Raw genomic sequence first — 16179 nt, forward strand, 5'->3', positions numbered from 1 at the left:
TCCCTCGCGCCATCAGAGATGTGTATAAGAGACAGACCCCATTGCACGGAACATCGCCCGATGAGGTGCGCGCTCGGGGCCGTCCGTAACTTCGCGGCTCCGGAGGTCGTCGGGCGTTCGTCGTTGCGGGTCGTCCTCGGGCTCACCGTCGTGGGCGGCCTCCTGCGATTTCGACTGCTGACTCATACACTCGTCTCGGTGGCCAGCGGCTTAACTTCGGGTGGCAGGACGATTGCTTGCCGCATCGGATGGGGCTGGAACCGAGTCGAACAGGTTTTGTGGCCGCCGGTGGCAGGAACGGGCAATGCAACCCACTGTGGCCGTCGCCCACTACCCCGAGGGAGCGGGTCACGCGACCCGGATGCTGGCGGTCGCACGGGCGCTCGAAGCCCGCGGTGCGACGGTCACGCTCGCCGGCGGCGGTCACGGCGCACGCTTCATCGAGTACAACGGGTACGAGCAGTTCGAACCCGCCCCCGTCGACTTCATCGGCGACTATCAGGGCGGGTCGCTCGGCCACGTCCTCGCCAACAGCCTGCCCAGCAGCGCGCGGCGGGTGCACGACTACGTGGGCTGGCTCCGGCGCGAGCAGCCCGCTGCGCTCGTCACCGACGACATGTTCGCCGCGATGGCGGCCGAGTTCGCCGACACGCGGCTGTTCGTCTGCACCCACAACGCCTCGTCGTACTACGATGCGGTCATCGAACAGGGGTTCACGTGGCTGCTCAACCGCCACCAGCTGTTCGCCGCGGAGGAGTTCCTCTACCCGTCGATCTGGCCTCCTGACCCCGGCGATCCGCCGGGTGTGACGCCCGTTCCACCGATCGCACTCGACGTTCCGGCCGGCGAGCAGGAGCGAGAGCCGGTCGAGACCGACGTCCTCGTGGTGCCGAGCGCGTACTCGACCGGGTTCGACGATCTCGCGGCTCGACTCCGAGACGCGGGCCACGAGGTGACGTTCGTCGGCGGACCGGACTGGGAGTGCGTCCCAGCACTCCTTCCACATCTACGGGCGGCCGACAAGGTGGTGTGTTCGGGCTACTCGACAGTGATGGAGGCCGCGGTCGCCGGCACGCCCTGTATTATCTATCCGTTCACCGACGAGCAACACGGCGTCTCACGGGTCATCGAGCGCACAGGTATTGACGGATTCCAGGTCGAACACTCGATCCCCCATGTCGTCCGGGCGGTCGGTCAGTCGCTCGAACCGCCGGCCTACGAGAACGGTGCGGATCGGGCGGCGGCGCACGTCCTCGGCGACCGATCGTAACCGACTTTCACGAACAGGCCGAGAAGTCGCCAATGGCGAAGGTCACGGCCGGCGCGCGGCTCCATTTCGGGTTCCAGAGCCTCTCGCTCGCCCGTGAGCGCCTCTACGGTGGTGTGGGGGTTGCGCTCGCCGAGCCACGGATCGTCCTCACGGCTCGGCCCGCCTCGACCGTGCGCGCCGACGATCCCCGCGCCGCCGAATACGCCGAGCGTGCGGTCGAACTGCTCGACGTGCCAGGTGTCGAACTCGAACTCCACGAACGGTTTCGCCGTCACGTGGGTCTCGGCAGCGGCACCCAGCTCGCGCTCGCAGTGCTCGCGGCGGTCGCGCGAGCGCACGACCACGAACCACGAGTACGGGAGCGAGCGCCGGCGCTCGGCCGGGGCGGCCGCAGCGGCGTCGGCTGTGCGGCGTTCGAGCAGGGCGGGTTCGTCGTCGACGCGGGACACCACACCGAGCGGTTCACTGCCGATCCACCGACGGAAGGTGAATGGACGGTCCCGAGGCCGGTCGCGCGCCACACGCTACCGGACTCGTGGCGGTTCGTAGTGACGATCCCCGATCTCGAAGCCGGACGGAGCGGCGACCGGGAGGAACGGAGCCTCGAACGCGTCGCGGCCCAGGCCGATCCCGCGATCACCGACGAGATCGCGAAGCTGGTCGCGCGGCGGCTGCTGCCGGCGGCTGCGGAGGGGGCGCTCCGACGGTTCGGCAGCGCGATCGCCGAACTCGGTCGGCTGAACGGCGCGTGGTACGCCGACGAGCAGGGCGGTGTCTACCGCCCGCCGCTCGGCGACCTCATCGACGACCTCGGCGCGTCATCGGCGATCACGGGCGCGGGGCAATCGTCGTGGGGTCCCGCAGTCTACGGACTGACTGACGACGAACGCGCGGAGGATGCGCGCGATGCGGCTCGCGGCGCACTGTCGTCGGTCGGCGTCGATGGCGAAGTCCTCGTGTGCCGCCCGCGAAACGAGGGCGCACGGACCGAGTCAAGCGACGATTGAGATCGGGAACTCACGAGCGGTCGCGGCTCGTTTTCCCCAACAAAAACGGGACTATCCGTTCGACGAGTCGTCGTCGCGGCGAACGACGCCGCGTACTTTTCGCTTGATGCGTCGTTGGGTCTTGCGCGGCAGTCGTCGCCACGCTCGTAGTGCTTTCCTGAATTTGCCCATCATCGGTCACCTCGCGTGCCGCTCACCGATCGAACAGCGGTGGCCGTTCGACGCACACGTTCTTAACTATCCGGCCTGAAACGGCCGGGGTGAACCTCTCGACGTTCTGCGGACGGCTCGACGAACGGCTCCGCACCGACGCCTACGCCGATCTCGACGCGAGCGCGAACGGACTCCAAGTCGGTCCCGACAGACCAACGGGGGCCGATCCCGACATCGATCACGCCGCGTTCGCGGTGGATGCGGCGGTCGAGACAGCCGAACGCGCCGTCGACACAAGCGCTGACGTGCTCTGTGTCCACCACGGGCTGTTCTGGGGCGAGTTCGAGCGCGCCACCGGCTCGACCTACGACCGACTCGCCCCGTTTTTCGAGAACGATCTCGCGCTCTACGTCTCGCATCTCCCGCTCGACGGCCATCCCGAGATCGGCAACGCCGCTGGCTTAGCCGACGCGCTCGATCTCCGTGGTCGGTCGGCGTTCGGCACGCTCGGTCCCGAACACATCGGCCTTCGGGGTCGATCGCCCGACGGGTTCGCGCCCGACGAACTCCGCGATCGACTCGCGACAGAATGCGATCCGGGGCAAGGAGTCCAGCACCTCGATTTCGGTCCCGAGAACATCGAAAACGTCGCGATCGCTACCGGGAGCGCGGCGGACTGGCTCGACGAAGCAGTCGCGGCCGGTGCGGACGCGTTCGTCACCGGCGAGGGCAAACAGGCGGTCTATCACGAGGCACGGGAGGCCGGGATCCACGTCTACCTCGCCGGTCACTACGCGACCGAGACGTTCGGCGTGCGGTCGTTGCAGTCGCTGGCCGAGGAATGGGGCGTCGAGACGACGTTCATCGACTGCCCCACGGGGCTCTGACGAACCGGCCATCGAGCCGGGCGATTCAAACCGTTCGCCAGTCGAGTGGCGGTATGACCGACGATACCGACGAGGGAGCGGACGTCCCCCCACGCGAGGAGTTCCACCACGATCCGATCGAACACACGACCGTCCAAGAAGGGATGACCGTCGGCGAACTCGTCGAGGAGTACGGGAAGGCAGGTATCGGCGCGGGCGCGCTCCACGAAGCGGTCGACATCACGGCGGCGATGTTCGATGACGACGTGACGACGTTCGTCGGTCTCGCGGGTGCGATGGTGCCGACGGGGATGCGCCGGATCGTCGCGGACCTGATCCGGGACGGCCATATCGACGTGCTCGTGACGACGGGCGCGAACCTGACCCACGACGCGATCGAAGCGATCGGCGGCAAGCATCACCACGGACGCGAACACGGTGACGGGTCGCTCCGCGAGCACGACGAGACCCTCCGCGACGAGTGGGTCGACCGAATCTACGACGTCTACCTTCCCCAGGAGCACTTCACGCTGCTCGAAAACCACCTCCGGAGCGAGGTTTTCCCCGAAATCGAAGAGCGGGTGACGATCCAGCGGCTGACCGACGAGCTGGGGCGGGCAAACGCGGCGGTGAACGACCGTGAGGACATCGATGAGAGAGCAGGGATCGCGGCGGCCGCGCACGAACACGACGTCCCGATCTACGCGCCCGCGATCCAGGACTCCGTACTGGGCCTTCAGGCGTGGCTGTACTCCCAGACCACCGACTTCGGGCTCGACGCGCTCGGTGACATGTCCGGGCTGAACGATATCGCCTACGAGGCCGAGAGCACTGGCGCGCTGGTGATCGGCGGGGGCGTCCCGAAGAACTTCGTCCTCCAGACGATGCTGGTCGCACCCGACGCCTACGACCACGCCGTCCAGCTGACGATGGATCCCGAGCACGCCGGCGGGCTCTCGGGCGCGACCTTGGAGGAAGCCCGGTCGTGGGGGAAGTTGGAGAAAGCAGCCAGCAACGCGAGCGTCTACGCCGACGCGACGATCACGCTGCCGCTCCTCGTGGCGGGAGCGCGCGAACGCATCAGCGAGTAACGACGGATCGAGTGTCGAGAGAGCGCTCGAACGCGATCACTGGTCTTTGTAGTCTTTCTGCGGAACGTCGACGATCTCGCCGTCTGCCTCCTGCCATGCAGTGAATCCCCCTTTTAGATGGGTGACATCAGTGTATCCCATCTCGGCGAGGCGTTTGGCGGCGAGCGCCGACCGGCCGGCCTCGTTGCAGTAGAGGACGTATCGCCGGTCCGGGTCGAAGAATTCCTTGTAGTACTCGGTCTCGGGATCGGCCCAGAACTCGAGCATCCCGCGCGGAGCGTGTTCGGCGTCGGGGATCGATCCCTCGATCCAGACCTCGCGGATGTCGCGGATGTCGAGGGCGGTCGTTTCGCCGGCGGCGAGTTCGGTTTCGAGCTCGTCGACCGAGATCGATTCGATGTCGCGCTCGGCCTCTTCGACGAGCCCCCACGCCGATCGTTCGAGCGTGCTCATGGCCCCACGTTCGTGGTCTCGGTGATAGCTCTTCGGGCGTAGTGGTTTCCGCCCGTCCCACGCCGTGGGTTCGTCGGGGCGTGGCACCTACCGGGAGCCGAACGCAGCACGGACCATCGATCGAACCGTGTGAACCAGGCGGCGTTTTGATGTGGCTCGGGAGCGACGAGGGTATCACATGATCCTCGTCACCGGCGCGACGGGCACCGTCGGTTCGGCCGTGGTCGAAGCGCTCTCGGAGAGCGACGATCGGGTTCGCGTCGCCACCAGAGATGTGGCCGCGGCGCAGGACGAACTGGCGGGTGTCGACGACTACACCAGGTTCGACTTCGCGCATCCGGAGACGTGGGGGGCCGACGCTGGCCGACATCGACCGCCTCTTTCTGGTTCGGCCGCCGGTGGTCGGGGTGGACCCCATCCAGGAGTTCGTCGACGCCGCCGCTCGCGTCGGTGTCGAGCACGTCGTCTACCTCTCGGTTCTCGGGGCGGAGAAGAACCCGTTCCTGCCCCATCGACGGATCGAGCGCCGTATCGAGTCCTCCGGGGTCGCACACACGTTCCTCCGCGCGTCGTTTTTCATGCAGAACCTCGCCGAGGTGCACCGACGCGACATCGTCGAACACGACGAAATCCTCGTTCCGGCGGGTGCGGGCGAGACGAGTTTCGTCGACGCGCGCGACATCGGGGCCGTGGCCGCGCTCGCGCTCACCGAACCAGGCCACACGGGTCGCGCCTACGATCTCACCGGTTCGGGAGCGCTCGCCTACGACGACGTGGCCGACGTGTTCTCCGGAGTTCTGGATCGTCGGATCACCTACGCCGATCCTTCAGTAGTCGCGTTCGTCCGCCGGATGCGATCGCGGGGAACACCGCTCCCGTTCGTCGTCGTCATGCTCGGGATCTACACGACCGCGAGGCTGGGGTTCGCGGCTCGAGTGACGCGGGACGTCGAAACCCTGCTCGATCGAGAGCCGATCGCTATGCGGCAGTTCGTCGCGGAGCACGCCGACGCGTTCCGCGAGTAGTCGAATGTCGGATCGATGCTGGAGAGCGCAATCTTGCACACGGAGAACGCTTTTTACCGCCGACGGCGGTGAGGGGTGCATGGAGAAAGTCGCGATCGACGAGGTCGACGTCGTCAACAACCCGCTCGGGGTGCACTCAGTGCGCAAACCGGTCTCGGGGGCGCTCGGGACCGACGACTTCGCGATGAACTACTTCGAACTCGAACCCGGCGAGTCCTTTTCGGGCGGCCTCCACACCCACCACGATCAGGAGGAGGTCTTCTACGTCCAAGAGGGCGAGGCCACGTTCGAGGTGGGTCGCGAGCGCGAGGAAGTGTCGGTCGCGGCGGGCGAGGTCATCAGATTTGCCCCCGGTGAGTTCCAGATGGGGACCAACGAGTCCGACGAGCGCACGATAGGGTTCGCGCTCGGCGCGCCGAAGGCCCGCCACGACTTCGAGGAGATGGAGTCGATCGTTCCGTGTCGCGAGTGCGGCGAAGAGACCGCCCACGAACTCGACCTCACCGAGGAGGGGGCCTTCCACCTGACCTGCACGGAGTGTGGAACCGAGTTCACGATGGGATAATCAGCGCGCGAAAGCGTCATTTTCCTCGCTGGCGTAGCGCCGCCGGCCGATGACGAGGCGTGGTTCCGAGCCGGACTCGGCACCCGGTGCTGACGAGCCCTATGAGTACCGAGGCCGTCGTCTCTTTACTCCCATGTCACAATCTCCCATAGATGTTTATTCGATGGGGCCTTGTAACACATATGACGGGTCGCTACGCGTTCGAGGGAAACGAGCCGGCTGTCGATCCCGCTGCCCACGTGAGCCACGGCGCGACCCTGGTCGGTGACGTCGCGGTCGGTGCGCACGCGAGCGTCTGGCCAGGTGTCGTCCTGCGCGGTGACATCGCACCGGTCCGCGTCGGCGAGCACTCACACGTCGGCGACAACGCGGTACTCCACGCCTCGACCGCGGGCGATCGGGTGATGATCGGCCACGGTGCGGTGCTCAACGACGCCGTCATCGAGGACGGCGCGCTCGTCGGGTTCAACACCACTGTGAACTCCGAGGTCACAGTCGGGGCCGGAAGCATCGTCGCGAGCGGAACCACCGTCCCGGAGGGGTACGACATCCCACCGGAGTCGTTCGTCCGCGGCGTCCCCGCGACTGTGACTCCGATCGCAGAAACCACGCTCGATCCCGAGGCGATCTTCGAGGCCCACTCCTCGGGAGCGTACACCGATCTCGCCGAACGCCACGACGACCTCTTCTCCTGATCCGGACTCGTCTCAGGCGGGAGCGTCGACTTCCTCGACGAGTGTGGGTGAATCGTTCGCAGGGTTGTTCACGGCGGTCGAGACCGGGTACGCGCGCATCTCCTCGGCCGGGTACGGTTCGAGGAGTTCCTTCCCGTCGGCCTCGCCAGCGAGCCACCGCTGCTCGCCGTCGGGCGGGAGTACGACTGCCATCCGGTCGTGGAGTGGCTCGATCACGGAATTGGGTTCGGTCGTGACGATCGTGAACGTCTCGACCGGGTCGGCCTCGGTGTCGGGTTCGCCGTCACCGAACTCGTCGAGGCCCGTCTGTTTCTGCGGCGGTTGCCAACGCTCCCACAATCCTGCCAGCGCGAACGGTCCACCGTCGTGGAGCGTGACGCAGTAAGGCTGTTTGCCCGCATCGGTTTCGGTCCACTCGTAGAACCCATCGGCGAGCACCAGACACCGCCGGCGCTCGTACGCAGCCCGAAAGCTCCGCTTTTCGTCGACAGTCTCCGCACGGGCGTTGATGAGGCGGTTCCCGATGCTCGGGTCGTCGGCCCATCCAGGAATCAGTCCCCACTGGAGGTGCGAGATCGTCTCGGGTGCGTCGTTCGTGATGACTGGTAGCTTCTGGCCGGGCGCGGCGTTGTATCGTGGCTCCAGCGACCGTCTAGCGGTTGCACCGAATCGATCTTCGAGGGTGTCAGGTGACGTGAAGATGGTGTAGCGTCCGCACATACTAGAACCACGCTAGCAGTGTGAATAACCCCATCGGCCACCCAGCTCGTTCGCCCTGATTCGTAATAGAGAGGTACTTCTCCGAAGGGCGGTCGTGCGTCGTCCGTGCCAGTTCGGGGGAGGGCTATACTCACGCCGGCCGTGGATTCCTTCATGCAGATAGATCGGCGGGCGTTCCTCGCGAGCGCCGTGGCGGCCGGCGCGCTGGCTGGCTGTCTCGGCAGCGGTGGCGAAACCGACGCGGGCAGTGGCGGGAACGAAAGCGATGCTGGGAGCGCCGGTAGTGCGGCAAGTACGACGGCCGGCGAGCAAGCGCCAGAGACGACCGCAACGGGGCCGACAACTTCCGACGCCGATCCGACCGCGACACCGAGCGGATCGTCGGCAGATGAGACGGAACAAGCCACCAGTGGATCGTCAACGAACGGGACGGCGGCCGGAACGCCACCAGCCGCGAGCATCGACCATCCGGCGGTCGCGGCGCTCGCGGGCCAGCCGTACCGTGGCCCGACGCCCGGGACGGCCCCGGGGCTGATCGTCGCCTTCGAGGACCCGTCGTGTCACAACTGCGAACGCTTCAACACCGGCACCCTCCCGACGCTCGAAGCGGAACTCGTCGAGCCGGGCGAGGCGACCTACGTCTATCGGAACTTCCCGCACGCATATCAGTGGGGCGAGCCCGCGATGCAGGCGCTCGAAGCCACCTACGCGCGGAGCGAGTCGGCGTTCTGGGAGCTGAAGACCCACTACTTCGCAACGCAAGGAGAGTTCTCGGAGTCGAACGTCCTCGACCGGACCCAGGCGTTTCTCACGAGCGAGACGGACCTCGACGCCGCGGCAGTCGTCGCGGACGCCGAGGCCAAGGAGTTCGACGCAGCGTTCCAGCGCGACGTCGACGCCGGCGAGAGTGCCGGCGTGGTGAGCACGCCGACGTTCTACCTCTTCAGGGAGGGCGAGTTCCTGACCGAGATCCGGGGCGCACAGAGCTACGACGTGTTCGCCCAGGCATTGAGGGGCTGAGATGGCGGCGACCCGCTCGATCCGACTGCCGACCCGGGCGCGCGACTGGCGGCTGATGGCCCGTACTGCGAGGCTCGTGGTCACCATCCCGCTGTACGCCGCGATCGCGCTCGTCGCCGCCGTGTGCGGGCTGACGCTGTTCGTGCTCTCACAGAACCTCCCACTCGCGGAGTTCCTCATCGCGAGTTCGTTGCCGCTCGACAGCCGACTGATCATCCTCACCGAGCAATACCCGTTCATCGGGACGAACTACGGCCCACTCCAGGGTCTCCTGCTCATCGTGACCGCAGTGCTCATCGGCGTGAACGTCGCGATGGTGATCTACCACCTCCGCGAGCACGCGCTCTCGGCCGCCCAGGGTACCACGAGCGTCGCTGGCGTCGTGCTCGGCACGCTCGGTGCGGGCTGTGCGGCCTGCGGATCGGCGGTGCTTGCGGGCGTGCTCTCGCTCTTTGGCGTCACGGCGTCGCTCACCGTGCTGCCGTTCGACGGCCTGGAGTTCGCGGCACTCGCGCTGGTGGCGCTCGTGTTTTCGGTGTTCTGGCTCGCACGTGGGATGCGCGGCGGCGAGATCAACGGTTGTCCGGTCGATCTCGATTGATCCACGACGCAGAGGTGTAGAAGTAGGAGCCGTGGGTCGGCTTCGGAACCCGCTTCCGGACAAGTCGTTTGTGCTCACAGCCGTTGGAGGGCGCAATTCTTCAAAGCGAACGAGCGAGCACAGGAAGAGATTGGACAGCAGGCTTATTACACTCTATTACATACTGTTTCGTATGCCGATCAGCGCCGACCGTCTCGACGAGGAGGCTACGGCGGTCCTCGAACTCCAGGAGGGCACCCAACCCTACCGAGTCCTCCGATTTCTCGCGGAGAACGACGACAGCGCGTTCACCCAGACCGAGATCCACGAGGCGTTGGACATCAAGCGCGGGAGCGTCGGTGCGGTGCTGTCCCGGCTCGAAGATCGCGGGCTCGTCCGGCACCGCGGTCGCTACTGGGCAGTGGCCGAAGACGACCGGCTCGCGTCCTACGCGGCGCAGTCGGGGTCGAGTTCGGCGTCCACGACTGACGACTACTACGACGAGGACTGATCGATGGTTTACGCTCGCGGCGTGGTCGTGAAGGGCCCCGACTTGTTCGGCCCACACAGTCACCGGCCCTACGTGTGCTTGAGCGACGATACCCATCCATTCAGCGACGAGGAGTCGCTCTACGCCGCGGTGACGACCACGCGACGCTCGGTGGCGATCCCGTTGGCTGACGAGGACTTCGCGACCGGCGGTCTCGACCGCGAGAGCTACGTCAACCCGTGGACCGTCACCTCGGTTCGACACGCCGACATCCGGACCGAGGAGGGCCGGCTCGTCGAATCGACGACCGAGACGATCGCTCGGGAAGCAGCCGGCTATCTCGGCGTGCGGTGAGGTGGCGTTCCGTCACCGTAGCACACAATACGCATCCCCTCTCCTCAGACGTGACCACTCCAACCGACGCAACCATCGACGAAGTCCCGATCGACGACTGAGACGCGGTGGTCGCGACTCTCGACGAGTTCGCCAACGAACTCGCCAAGACCGACGATGGCGTGGTCTGTGAGTTCGACCAAGGCGCGCGCTTTGCGGTCTCGGCGGACAGAACCGTCGAGGCCGGAATGGCGCTCCACGACTTCGCCGGTGGCGCGGACACGCTCGTCGTCGATCACGACGCCGAATCGATCACCGTCGTTGGCGACGGGACGGAGTACACGTTCCGGCAGCCCTGAACCGTTTCGGCCGCAAGTATAAATCAGAGAGCACCGTACTCGACGCCACCCGGTTTGGCGGTCGGATGCCGGACCGCTAGGCCGCCAGGCCACCCACCATCATGTCGGACGCATCGCCCGATCCGTCGTTCGAGATCCCTCATCCGCCGGAGCGACGCTATTCGCGCTACGATGGCCTCGAATACGGCGGTGGGACCGTCTTCGTACTGACGCCCGACGACGACATCGGGAACGACGAATTGGGCGCGCTTCTCGTGGGCGTGCTCGACGGCGAGACGTACACCTACGGCGACTGGTTCGACCTGCCGATGGCGCTGTACCTCGTCCACGACACTGAGACCGGCGACGTGTTTCGTGCGGCCGTTCGAGACGGGACCATCGAACTCCACGTCCTTCCCGAAACCGATCCTGCGGGTTTGCGCGGGCTCTACCGCCGGCTGTGTGCGACGAGTGACGCGACGTGGCGCGTCGAACGCCGAACCGACACCGAGTGAGTTCGACCCCTTCCCGGGCCATACTCGCGGCACCCGCAACCGACTTATTCACCCCACGGTATCCCTCGATATGACTGTCTCGCGCGAGGTCGAACTCTCGGGTCACATCATCGACTCGGGAATGATGCAGGCGTGTTTCGGCGCGATCATGGATCTCGGGGGATCGTTCGAGGTCGACGAGTTCCGGATCGGTCGGAGTGAAGTCGAGGAGTCCTACGCCCGACTCACTGTGTTCGCCGACACCGAACCCGAACTCCGCTCGATCGTCCACGAACTCCACCAGAACGGGGCGAACCCCTCCCATCCCGTGGACGCGAGCCTCGAACCCGCACCCGACGATCAGGTCGTGCCGCCCGACTTCTACTCCACCACTAACCACCCGACCGAGATCCGGTACGATGGCGAGTGGCTCTCCGTCGACCGGATCGAGATGGACTGTGCCGTCGTGGTCGAGGAGGGAGCCAGCGATGGTGGAGACGATGTGGATGGCAGCGGTGGACCGCGCGCGTACACGAAGGTGCTGAACGGGATCGAGGCGGACGATTCAGTAGTTACTGGCGAGACTGGAATCCGAGTCCGTCCGCCCGAACGTCCGCGCGATCGGGAGGGTGCATTCGGGTTCATGCAGGGCGGAGTCTCTTCGGAACGTCCTTCGGAGTCGACCATCACGAAGGTCGCCGAGGCGATCGCCGAGACCAAGCGCGAGGGCGGGTCGGTGCTTGCGGTCTGCGGACCGGCGCTGATCCACTCCGGGGCGCGTGAGGACCTCGCCCGCCTTGTCCGCGATGGGTACGTCGACATGCTGTCGGCGGGCAACGGTTTTGCGGTCCACGACCTCGAACGCGATCTGTACGGCACCTCGCTCGGGATGGACACCGAATCGCTCGATCACCCACGGAAGGGCCACAAACACCACATCTACACTATCAGCGAGATCATCCGCGCCGGCGGGATTCGGGAGGCCGTCGATGAGGAGCTCGTCGAGTCGGGCGTGATGTACGAATGTGTCGCCAATGACCGTCCCTACGTGCTCGCGGGCTCGATCCGTGACGACGGCCCGCTGCCCGACACGATCACCGACGCCGTCGAGGCCCAGAACGCGATCCGCGAGCAGGCCCACGAGGCCGATCTCGTGCTCATGCTCTCGACCCTCCTTCACTCGGTCGCGGTCGGCAACTGTCTGTCCTCGACGACGCGGGTGATCTGTGTCGACATCAACCCCGCGACCGTGACCCAGCTTCTCGATCGGGGTAGCGCCCAGGCGGTCGGGATGGTGACCGACATCGGGACGTTCGTGCCGATTCTCGCCGAACAGTTGCTCGACGAGTGAGCACCCGAGTGTTGCGGTAGCGGTGCGGCGGCGGGGCGGTCCTGGTGGATCGAGGGCGAGCGCCGAAGGCGCGAGGGCTCGGGCGGTGCTGTACGGTTGCGGAGGGCGCTACAGTTCTACCGCGAACGAGCGTCGAGCGGCGCTACGCGCCGCTGACCGTTCGAGCGGGCCTTCGGCCCGCGAGAAGACAGCGAGTGAGCGGATGTTTTTGGCCCAGATTTTTGCGAGTAGCGAGGGACGCTTCGCGTCCCTCGTACCGTGCGAACGGGCGGCTTCGCCGCCCGTGAGCAGAGAGTGGTGTGCGAGCGCAGCGAGCACACCCGACGAAGTAAAAAGGTGGTCTTAGACGCCGCTGACCGTCGAGCGGTACTCGCTGAGGTGCTCGTGAGCGTCCTGAACGCTCTCCCGGGCGTCGCCGTCGAGTTGGGACTCGATCTCGTTGAGCGCGTTCTCCATCCGGGCGATCCGGCCGTGATCGGGCCCGCGATCGGCGTCGGCGAGGTCGTCGAGCTGCTCGGCGAGTCCTTCGATACGCTCGCGCAGATCGCCGTCTGTGTCCCGGCTCGCGTCGGTCAACAGCTCCCCGGCAGTCCGGAGTCGATCGCGTGTCATAGACGCTCTCCTCCCCAAGTAGGTAAAACCGTTATGCTGCGTGCAAATGATGCTGAGATTATAATTTTGGCTTAGATGTTTCGGCGGACAAACACATAAGTTTCGCACGCACGAAGGGGTGCTGTCCTCATGATTGACGAAACGCAGCTCGCGGAAAGCAAGGCGATCCACCGTCGGACGGGGACCACCTTCTACGTCGCGACGCGGCTGCTCCCCGAGCGCGTCCGGCACGCCACGTACGTCCTCTACGCCTTCTTCCGCGTTACCGACGAGATCGTCGACGACCCGAACGGCCCGCCGCCCGAGGTGCAGCGTGAGGAGCTTGATCGCATCCGCGAGGCGGCACTCGGCCGTCGAGAGACCGACGACCAGGTGCTCGCGGCGTTCAGCGAGCTCCGCGAGCGCTACGGGATCCCCGACGAGGTAGTCACGGAGTTCGTCGATGCGATGGCGACCGACATCACGAAACGACGGTACGAGACCTACGGGGAACTCGAAACCTACATGGGCGGGTCGGCGGCCGCGGTCGGGGAGATGATGACCGCCGTCATGGATCCCGACGATCCAGAGACCGCCCAGCCGCACGCCCGCGCGCTCGGTGAGGCGTTCCAACTCTCGAACTTCCTCCGAGATGTCGGCGAGGACATCGTCGAGCGCGACCGGATCTACCTCCCGCAAACGACGCTCGACGAGCATGGTGTCACGACCGAGCAGATCGAGCGCCGCGAGATGGACGAGGCGTTCGCCGCCGCGGTGGCGAGCGAACTCGAACGCACCGAGGAGCGCTACCGCGAGGGCGTCGCCGGGATCAAGTACCTTCCTGATGACTGTCAGTTTCCCGTACTGCTCGCCGCCGTGCTCTACGCCGACCACCACCAGCTGATCCGTGCACACGACTACGACGTGCTCTCGACGACGCCCGAATTGAGCACCGCGCGAAAGCTCTCCCTGCTCGCGCGCACTAGATGGCACTGGGTGTGGAACAAGGACCCCGAGACGGTGTTCGCGAAGGTGAGCACCGTGCCAATGCCTGGCGCGATGCGGCCGGATTCGGGGGTCGGCGAGCCGCGGCCGATGGGCTGAGCTAGCGACAGTTTTGACGTCAAATCTCAGTCGAGATCCGGAACAGTTGCTGTGCCGCACACAGTCAGAATCGCGAGTCGGAAACCGAACCGACGGCGAAATCGAACCGATCGGTTTTGAGTAGGCCACCAGCGAGGACGAGCGCGAGGCCGACCGGCACCCAGTTGCCGAAGTAGGCGTTGATCCCGCCCCAGAGAACGACGAAGCTCACGAGATCGTCGAGCATGAATCCACACTCGTCGAGCCGAGCGTACAGTGCCGTGCGGTCGAAGGTGATATCGAGTACGAATACTGTGACTGTGGCCGACAGCACCCATCCCAAGTAATTCGAGACGGGAACGCCGTAGTAGACTCCCTCACCGTAGCTCCAGAACCCGATCGCGACCGCGCCGGGATCGAGCACGAGATCCACCAGGAGCACGGTTGCGATCACCGCAACGAGGCGGATCGTGCGCCGCCTGGCCGCATCGCCGAGCACGAGGAGACAGAGCAGGTAGCTATTGAGTACGAGCGGCAGGAAGAACACGGGAAGACCGAGCGGAACGCCGGCAAGCATCGGCCCGAGCGCGATGGTGTACTCGAAGGTGCCGTACGGCCAGCCCGTCGTCACGCCGATCAGCTCGATCCCGAAGGCGTAGGCGACGAGCACGGCGAGTCCGAGCGACGCCCGGCGGTCCAGCACCGGCGCGAGCCCCGCCACGAGCGGGAGGCGCATCACGATCGTCCCGAGCAGAATGAGAGCGGGGTTGTAACGCAGCGGTGGGCCGACGAGAGCCTCGGCGCTCGCGAGCAGGAGGAGCGCGCCGACGACCGGGAACACCACTGCGATCGTGAAGCGGTTGTCGGCGACCAGATCGTCGAGCCGGGCCTCGATTCGCCGGCGGGTCGCTGTCTCAGCCGCCATAGATCAGTGTCCAGATCCCGCCGAGAGTCATGACTATTCCGACGAGCGTGTTCACCGCGGGATACCACCAGTACGCGCGCTCGACCGCGACCGACGACCGCGCGATCGCGAACACCAGGACCGGGTACGCGAGCAGGAGGAGGGTGAAAAACGGGTGGACGAGCCAGAACGCGGCCGCCGCGGCGAGCCAGCACGCCCCGCAGTAGGCGTAGGTCCGGCGCTCGCCCAAAGCTGTGGCGGTCGTCCGGATGCCCGCCTCGCGATCGGGCTCGATGTCGGGGATCGCGGAGAAGGTGTGCATCCCCATCGTCCACAGCCACCCGCCGAATACGGCGGCGAGCGGTGGCACCGCGTCCGCGACGGCGATGTAGCCGACCACCCCCGGGAGGACGTACAGTCCGTTCGAGACCGAATCGAGCGGCGGGGTCGTCTTGAACCGGAGGGGTGGTGCGCTGTACGCGACCGCGAGGAAGCCGAAGGCGGCGAACGCCGCGAGCGCGCTCGTGGGGAGGACGGGAACGAACGCAAGGCCGAGGAGCCCACTCGTGAGCACCGCCCAGAGTACGCCGCGATCTCCCGAGTAGCGCACCTCCCGGTCGTCCTTCTTCGGGTTCGCGGCGTCGATGTCGGCGTCGAAGACGTCGTTGACGCCGTAGAGGAAGACGTTGGCGGGGACGAGGAAGTACGCGAACAGCGCGACGGCGACGGGTGAGAAGAGATCGGCGGGTGCGTCAGCAGCGTAGACCACGCCGACGATCACCGGGCCGGCGAGGTATAGCCAGAACCGTGGGCGCGAGAGCCGGAGGAGGTAGCCGATCCGCGTCGATTCGGGCGGCGCGAGCGCTCCGAGCCGGCCGACCGTCCGGCGGACGCGCTCGACAGTACTCATCGGTGGTCGTCGATCACGGCGTTCGCGGCGTGCTCGCCGCTTATCAGGCACATCGGAACGCCGATCCCGGGAGTCGTGTACGAGCCAGTGAAGTAGAGGTCCGGAACGGCTTCGGAGCGATGCGGCGGTCGGAACAGGGCGGTCTGGCGGAGCGTGTGGGCGAGGCCGAGCGCGGTTCCCTGCCGGCTGTTGTAGCGCTCGGCGAAATCCGACACCGAGAACGTCTCCTCGACGACGATC

The 16179-nt window shown here is 66.3% G+C and carries 22 protein-coding genes and 1 pseudogene; 16 read left to right on the plus strand and 7 right to left on the minus strand.

From position 1 onward, the window contains the following. Positions 1-12: 12 nt before the first annotated feature. On the minus strand, positions 13-186 hold the full coding sequence (locus C449_RS18340; protein WP_169316465.1) for a hypothetical protein: 174 nt from the start codon (positions 184-186) through the stop codon (positions 13-15). A gap of 118 nt (positions 187-304) precedes the next feature. On the opposite strand from C449_RS18340, the gene C449_RS10320 reads away from it, so the two are divergent. The 4 genes from C449_RS10320 to C449_RS10335 all read left to right on the plus strand — a co-directional run bounded on the left by C449_RS10320 (position 305) and on the right by C449_RS10335 (position 4387). After that, positions 305-1270 carry a glycosyltransferase gene (locus C449_RS10320; RefSeq protein ID WP_006077958.1) on the plus strand — a complete coding sequence of 322 codons (966 nt, stop codon included), beginning with the start codon at positions 305-307 and terminating at the stop codon, positions 1268-1270. Positions 1271-1302: 32 nt separating this feature from the next. Further along, entirely contained in the window at positions 1303-2277 is a 975-nt protein-coding gene (locus C449_RS10325; protein WP_006077959.1) for a beta-ribofuranosylaminobenzene 5'-phosphate synthase family protein, read from the plus strand. A gap of 260 nt (positions 2278-2537) precedes the next feature. After that, a complete protein-coding gene (locus tag C449_RS10330) occupies positions 2538-3317 on the plus strand; it encodes a Nif3-like dinuclear metal center hexameric protein (RefSeq protein ID WP_006077960.1) in 780 nt (259 codons plus the stop codon). A gap of 53 nt (positions 3318-3370) precedes the next feature. Then, positions 3371-4387, plus strand: coding sequence for a deoxyhypusine synthase (locus C449_RS10335; protein ID WP_006077961.1), 1017 nt, complete (start codon positions 3371-3373; stop codon positions 4385-4387). 36 nt (positions 4388-4423) lie between these two features. Here the strand turns inward: C449_RS10335 and C449_RS10340 are convergent, their stop codons facing one another. Continuing rightward, positions 4424-4840, minus strand: a complete 417-nt coding sequence (locus tag C449_RS10340) for a rhodanese-like domain-containing protein (protein ID WP_006077962.1) — start codon at positions 4838-4840, stop codon at positions 4424-4426. Positions 4841-5018: 178 nt separating this feature from the next. On the opposite strand from C449_RS10340, the pseudogene C449_RS18660 reads away from it, so the two are divergent. From C449_RS18660 to C449_RS10355, 4 genes and pseudogenes are all read left to right on the plus strand, one after another. After that, positions 5019-5087, plus strand: a pseudogene (locus tag C449_RS18660) (NAD-dependent epimerase/dehydratase family protein); the annotation flags it as partial. Between the two features lie 55 nt (positions 5088-5142). Further along, positions 5143-5865: an NmrA family NAD(P)-binding protein gene (locus C449_RS10345; protein WP_006077964.1), complete on the plus strand. Its 723-nt coding sequence runs from the start codon at positions 5143-5145 to the stop codon at positions 5863-5865. A 79-nt stretch (positions 5866-5944) separates the two neighbouring features. Continuing rightward, on the plus strand, positions 5945-6430 hold the full coding sequence (locus C449_RS10350) for a cupin domain-containing protein (RefSeq protein WP_006077965.1): 486 nt from the start codon (positions 5945-5947) through the stop codon (positions 6428-6430). A 182-nt stretch (positions 6431-6612) separates the two neighbouring features. Beyond that, positions 6613-7125 (plus strand): gamma carbonic anhydrase family protein, encoded by a 513-nt coding sequence (locus tag C449_RS10355; protein WP_006077966.1) that lies wholly within the window; start codon positions 6613-6615, stop codon positions 7123-7125. A 12-nt stretch (positions 7126-7137) separates the two neighbouring features. Here the strand turns inward: C449_RS10355 and C449_RS10360 are convergent, their stop codons facing one another. After that, positions 7138-7845: an SOS response-associated peptidase gene (locus C449_RS10360; RefSeq protein ID WP_006077967.1), complete on the minus strand. Its 708-nt coding sequence runs from the start codon at positions 7843-7845 to the stop codon at positions 7138-7140. 153 nt (positions 7846-7998) lie between these two features. Between C449_RS10360 and C449_RS17495 the strand changes: the two genes are divergently transcribed. The 7 genes from C449_RS17495 (at position 7999) to C449_RS10395 (ending at position 12451) form a co-directional block, all read left to right on the plus strand. Continuing rightward, positions 7999-8865: a DsbA family protein gene (locus C449_RS17495; protein ID WP_006077968.1), complete on the plus strand. Its 867-nt coding sequence runs from the start codon at positions 7999-8001 to the stop codon at positions 8863-8865. A 1-nt stretch (position 8866) separates the two neighbouring features. Next, entirely contained in the window at positions 8867-9466 is a 600-nt protein-coding gene (locus tag C449_RS10370; protein WP_006077969.1) for a hypothetical protein, read from the plus strand. 172 nt (positions 9467-9638) lie between these two features. Continuing rightward, entirely contained in the window at positions 9639-9956 is a 318-nt protein-coding gene (locus C449_RS10375) for a MarR family transcriptional regulator (RefSeq protein WP_006077970.1), read from the plus strand. 3 nt (positions 9957-9959) lie between these two features. Then, the gene (locus C449_RS10380; protein WP_006077971.1) at positions 9960-10289 is read left to right on the plus strand and encodes a hypothetical protein; all 330 of its coding nucleotides are present in this window, start codon (positions 9960-9962) and stop codon (positions 10287-10289) included. Between the two features lie 107 nt (positions 10290-10396). Continuing rightward, the gene (locus C449_RS10385) at positions 10397-10627 is read left to right on the plus strand and encodes a hypothetical protein (protein WP_006077972.1); all 231 of its coding nucleotides are present in this window, start codon (positions 10397-10399) and stop codon (positions 10625-10627) included. 101 nt (positions 10628-10728) lie between these two features. Beyond that, a complete protein-coding gene (locus C449_RS10390) occupies positions 10729-11121 on the plus strand; it encodes a hypothetical protein (RefSeq protein ID WP_006077973.1) in 393 nt (130 codons plus the stop codon). Between the two features lie 70 nt (positions 11122-11191). Next, positions 11192-12451, plus strand: coding sequence for an ornithine cyclodeaminase (locus tag C449_RS10395; protein ID WP_006077974.1), 1260 nt, complete (start codon positions 11192-11194; stop codon positions 12449-12451). 342 nt (positions 12452-12793) lie between these two features. On the opposite strand, the gene C449_RS10400 is transcribed toward C449_RS10395, so the two are convergent. Beyond that, entirely contained in the window at positions 12794-13063 is a 270-nt protein-coding gene (locus C449_RS10400; protein WP_006077975.1) for a DUF7553 family protein, read from the minus strand. 129 nt (positions 13064-13192) lie between these two features. Between C449_RS10400 and C449_RS10405 the strand changes: the two genes are divergently transcribed. Further along, a complete protein-coding gene (locus tag C449_RS10405) occupies positions 13193-14146 on the plus strand; it encodes a phytoene/squalene synthase family protein (protein ID WP_006077976.1) in 954 nt (317 codons plus the stop codon). 64 nt (positions 14147-14210) lie between these two features. Here C449_RS10405 and cruF read toward each other — a convergent pair whose 3' ends face one another. The 3 genes from cruF to C449_RS10420 form a co-directional block, all read right to left on the minus strand. Further along, the gene (gene cruF / locus C449_RS10410; RefSeq protein WP_006077977.1) at positions 14211-15050 is read right to left on the minus strand and encodes a bisanhydrobacterioruberin hydratase; all 840 of its coding nucleotides are present in this window, start codon (positions 15048-15050) and stop codon (positions 14211-14213) included. Continuing rightward, positions 15040-15939, minus strand: coding sequence for a prenyltransferase (locus tag C449_RS10415; protein ID WP_006077978.1), 900 nt, complete (start codon positions 15937-15939; stop codon positions 15040-15042). The genes cruF and C449_RS10415 overlap by 11 nt, the downstream gene beginning before the upstream one ends. Beyond that, on the minus strand, positions 15936-16179 hold a 244-nt coding region (locus C449_RS10420; RefSeq protein ID WP_006077979.1), incomplete at its 5' end, for a phytoene desaturase family protein. The genes C449_RS10415 and C449_RS10420, both read right to left, overlap by 4 nt.

The sequence above is a fragment of the Halococcus saccharolyticus DSM 5350 genome (assembly GCF_000336915.1).
GTDB lineage: Archaea > Halobacteriota > Halobacteria > Halobacteriales > Halococcaceae > Halococcus > Halococcus saccharolyticus.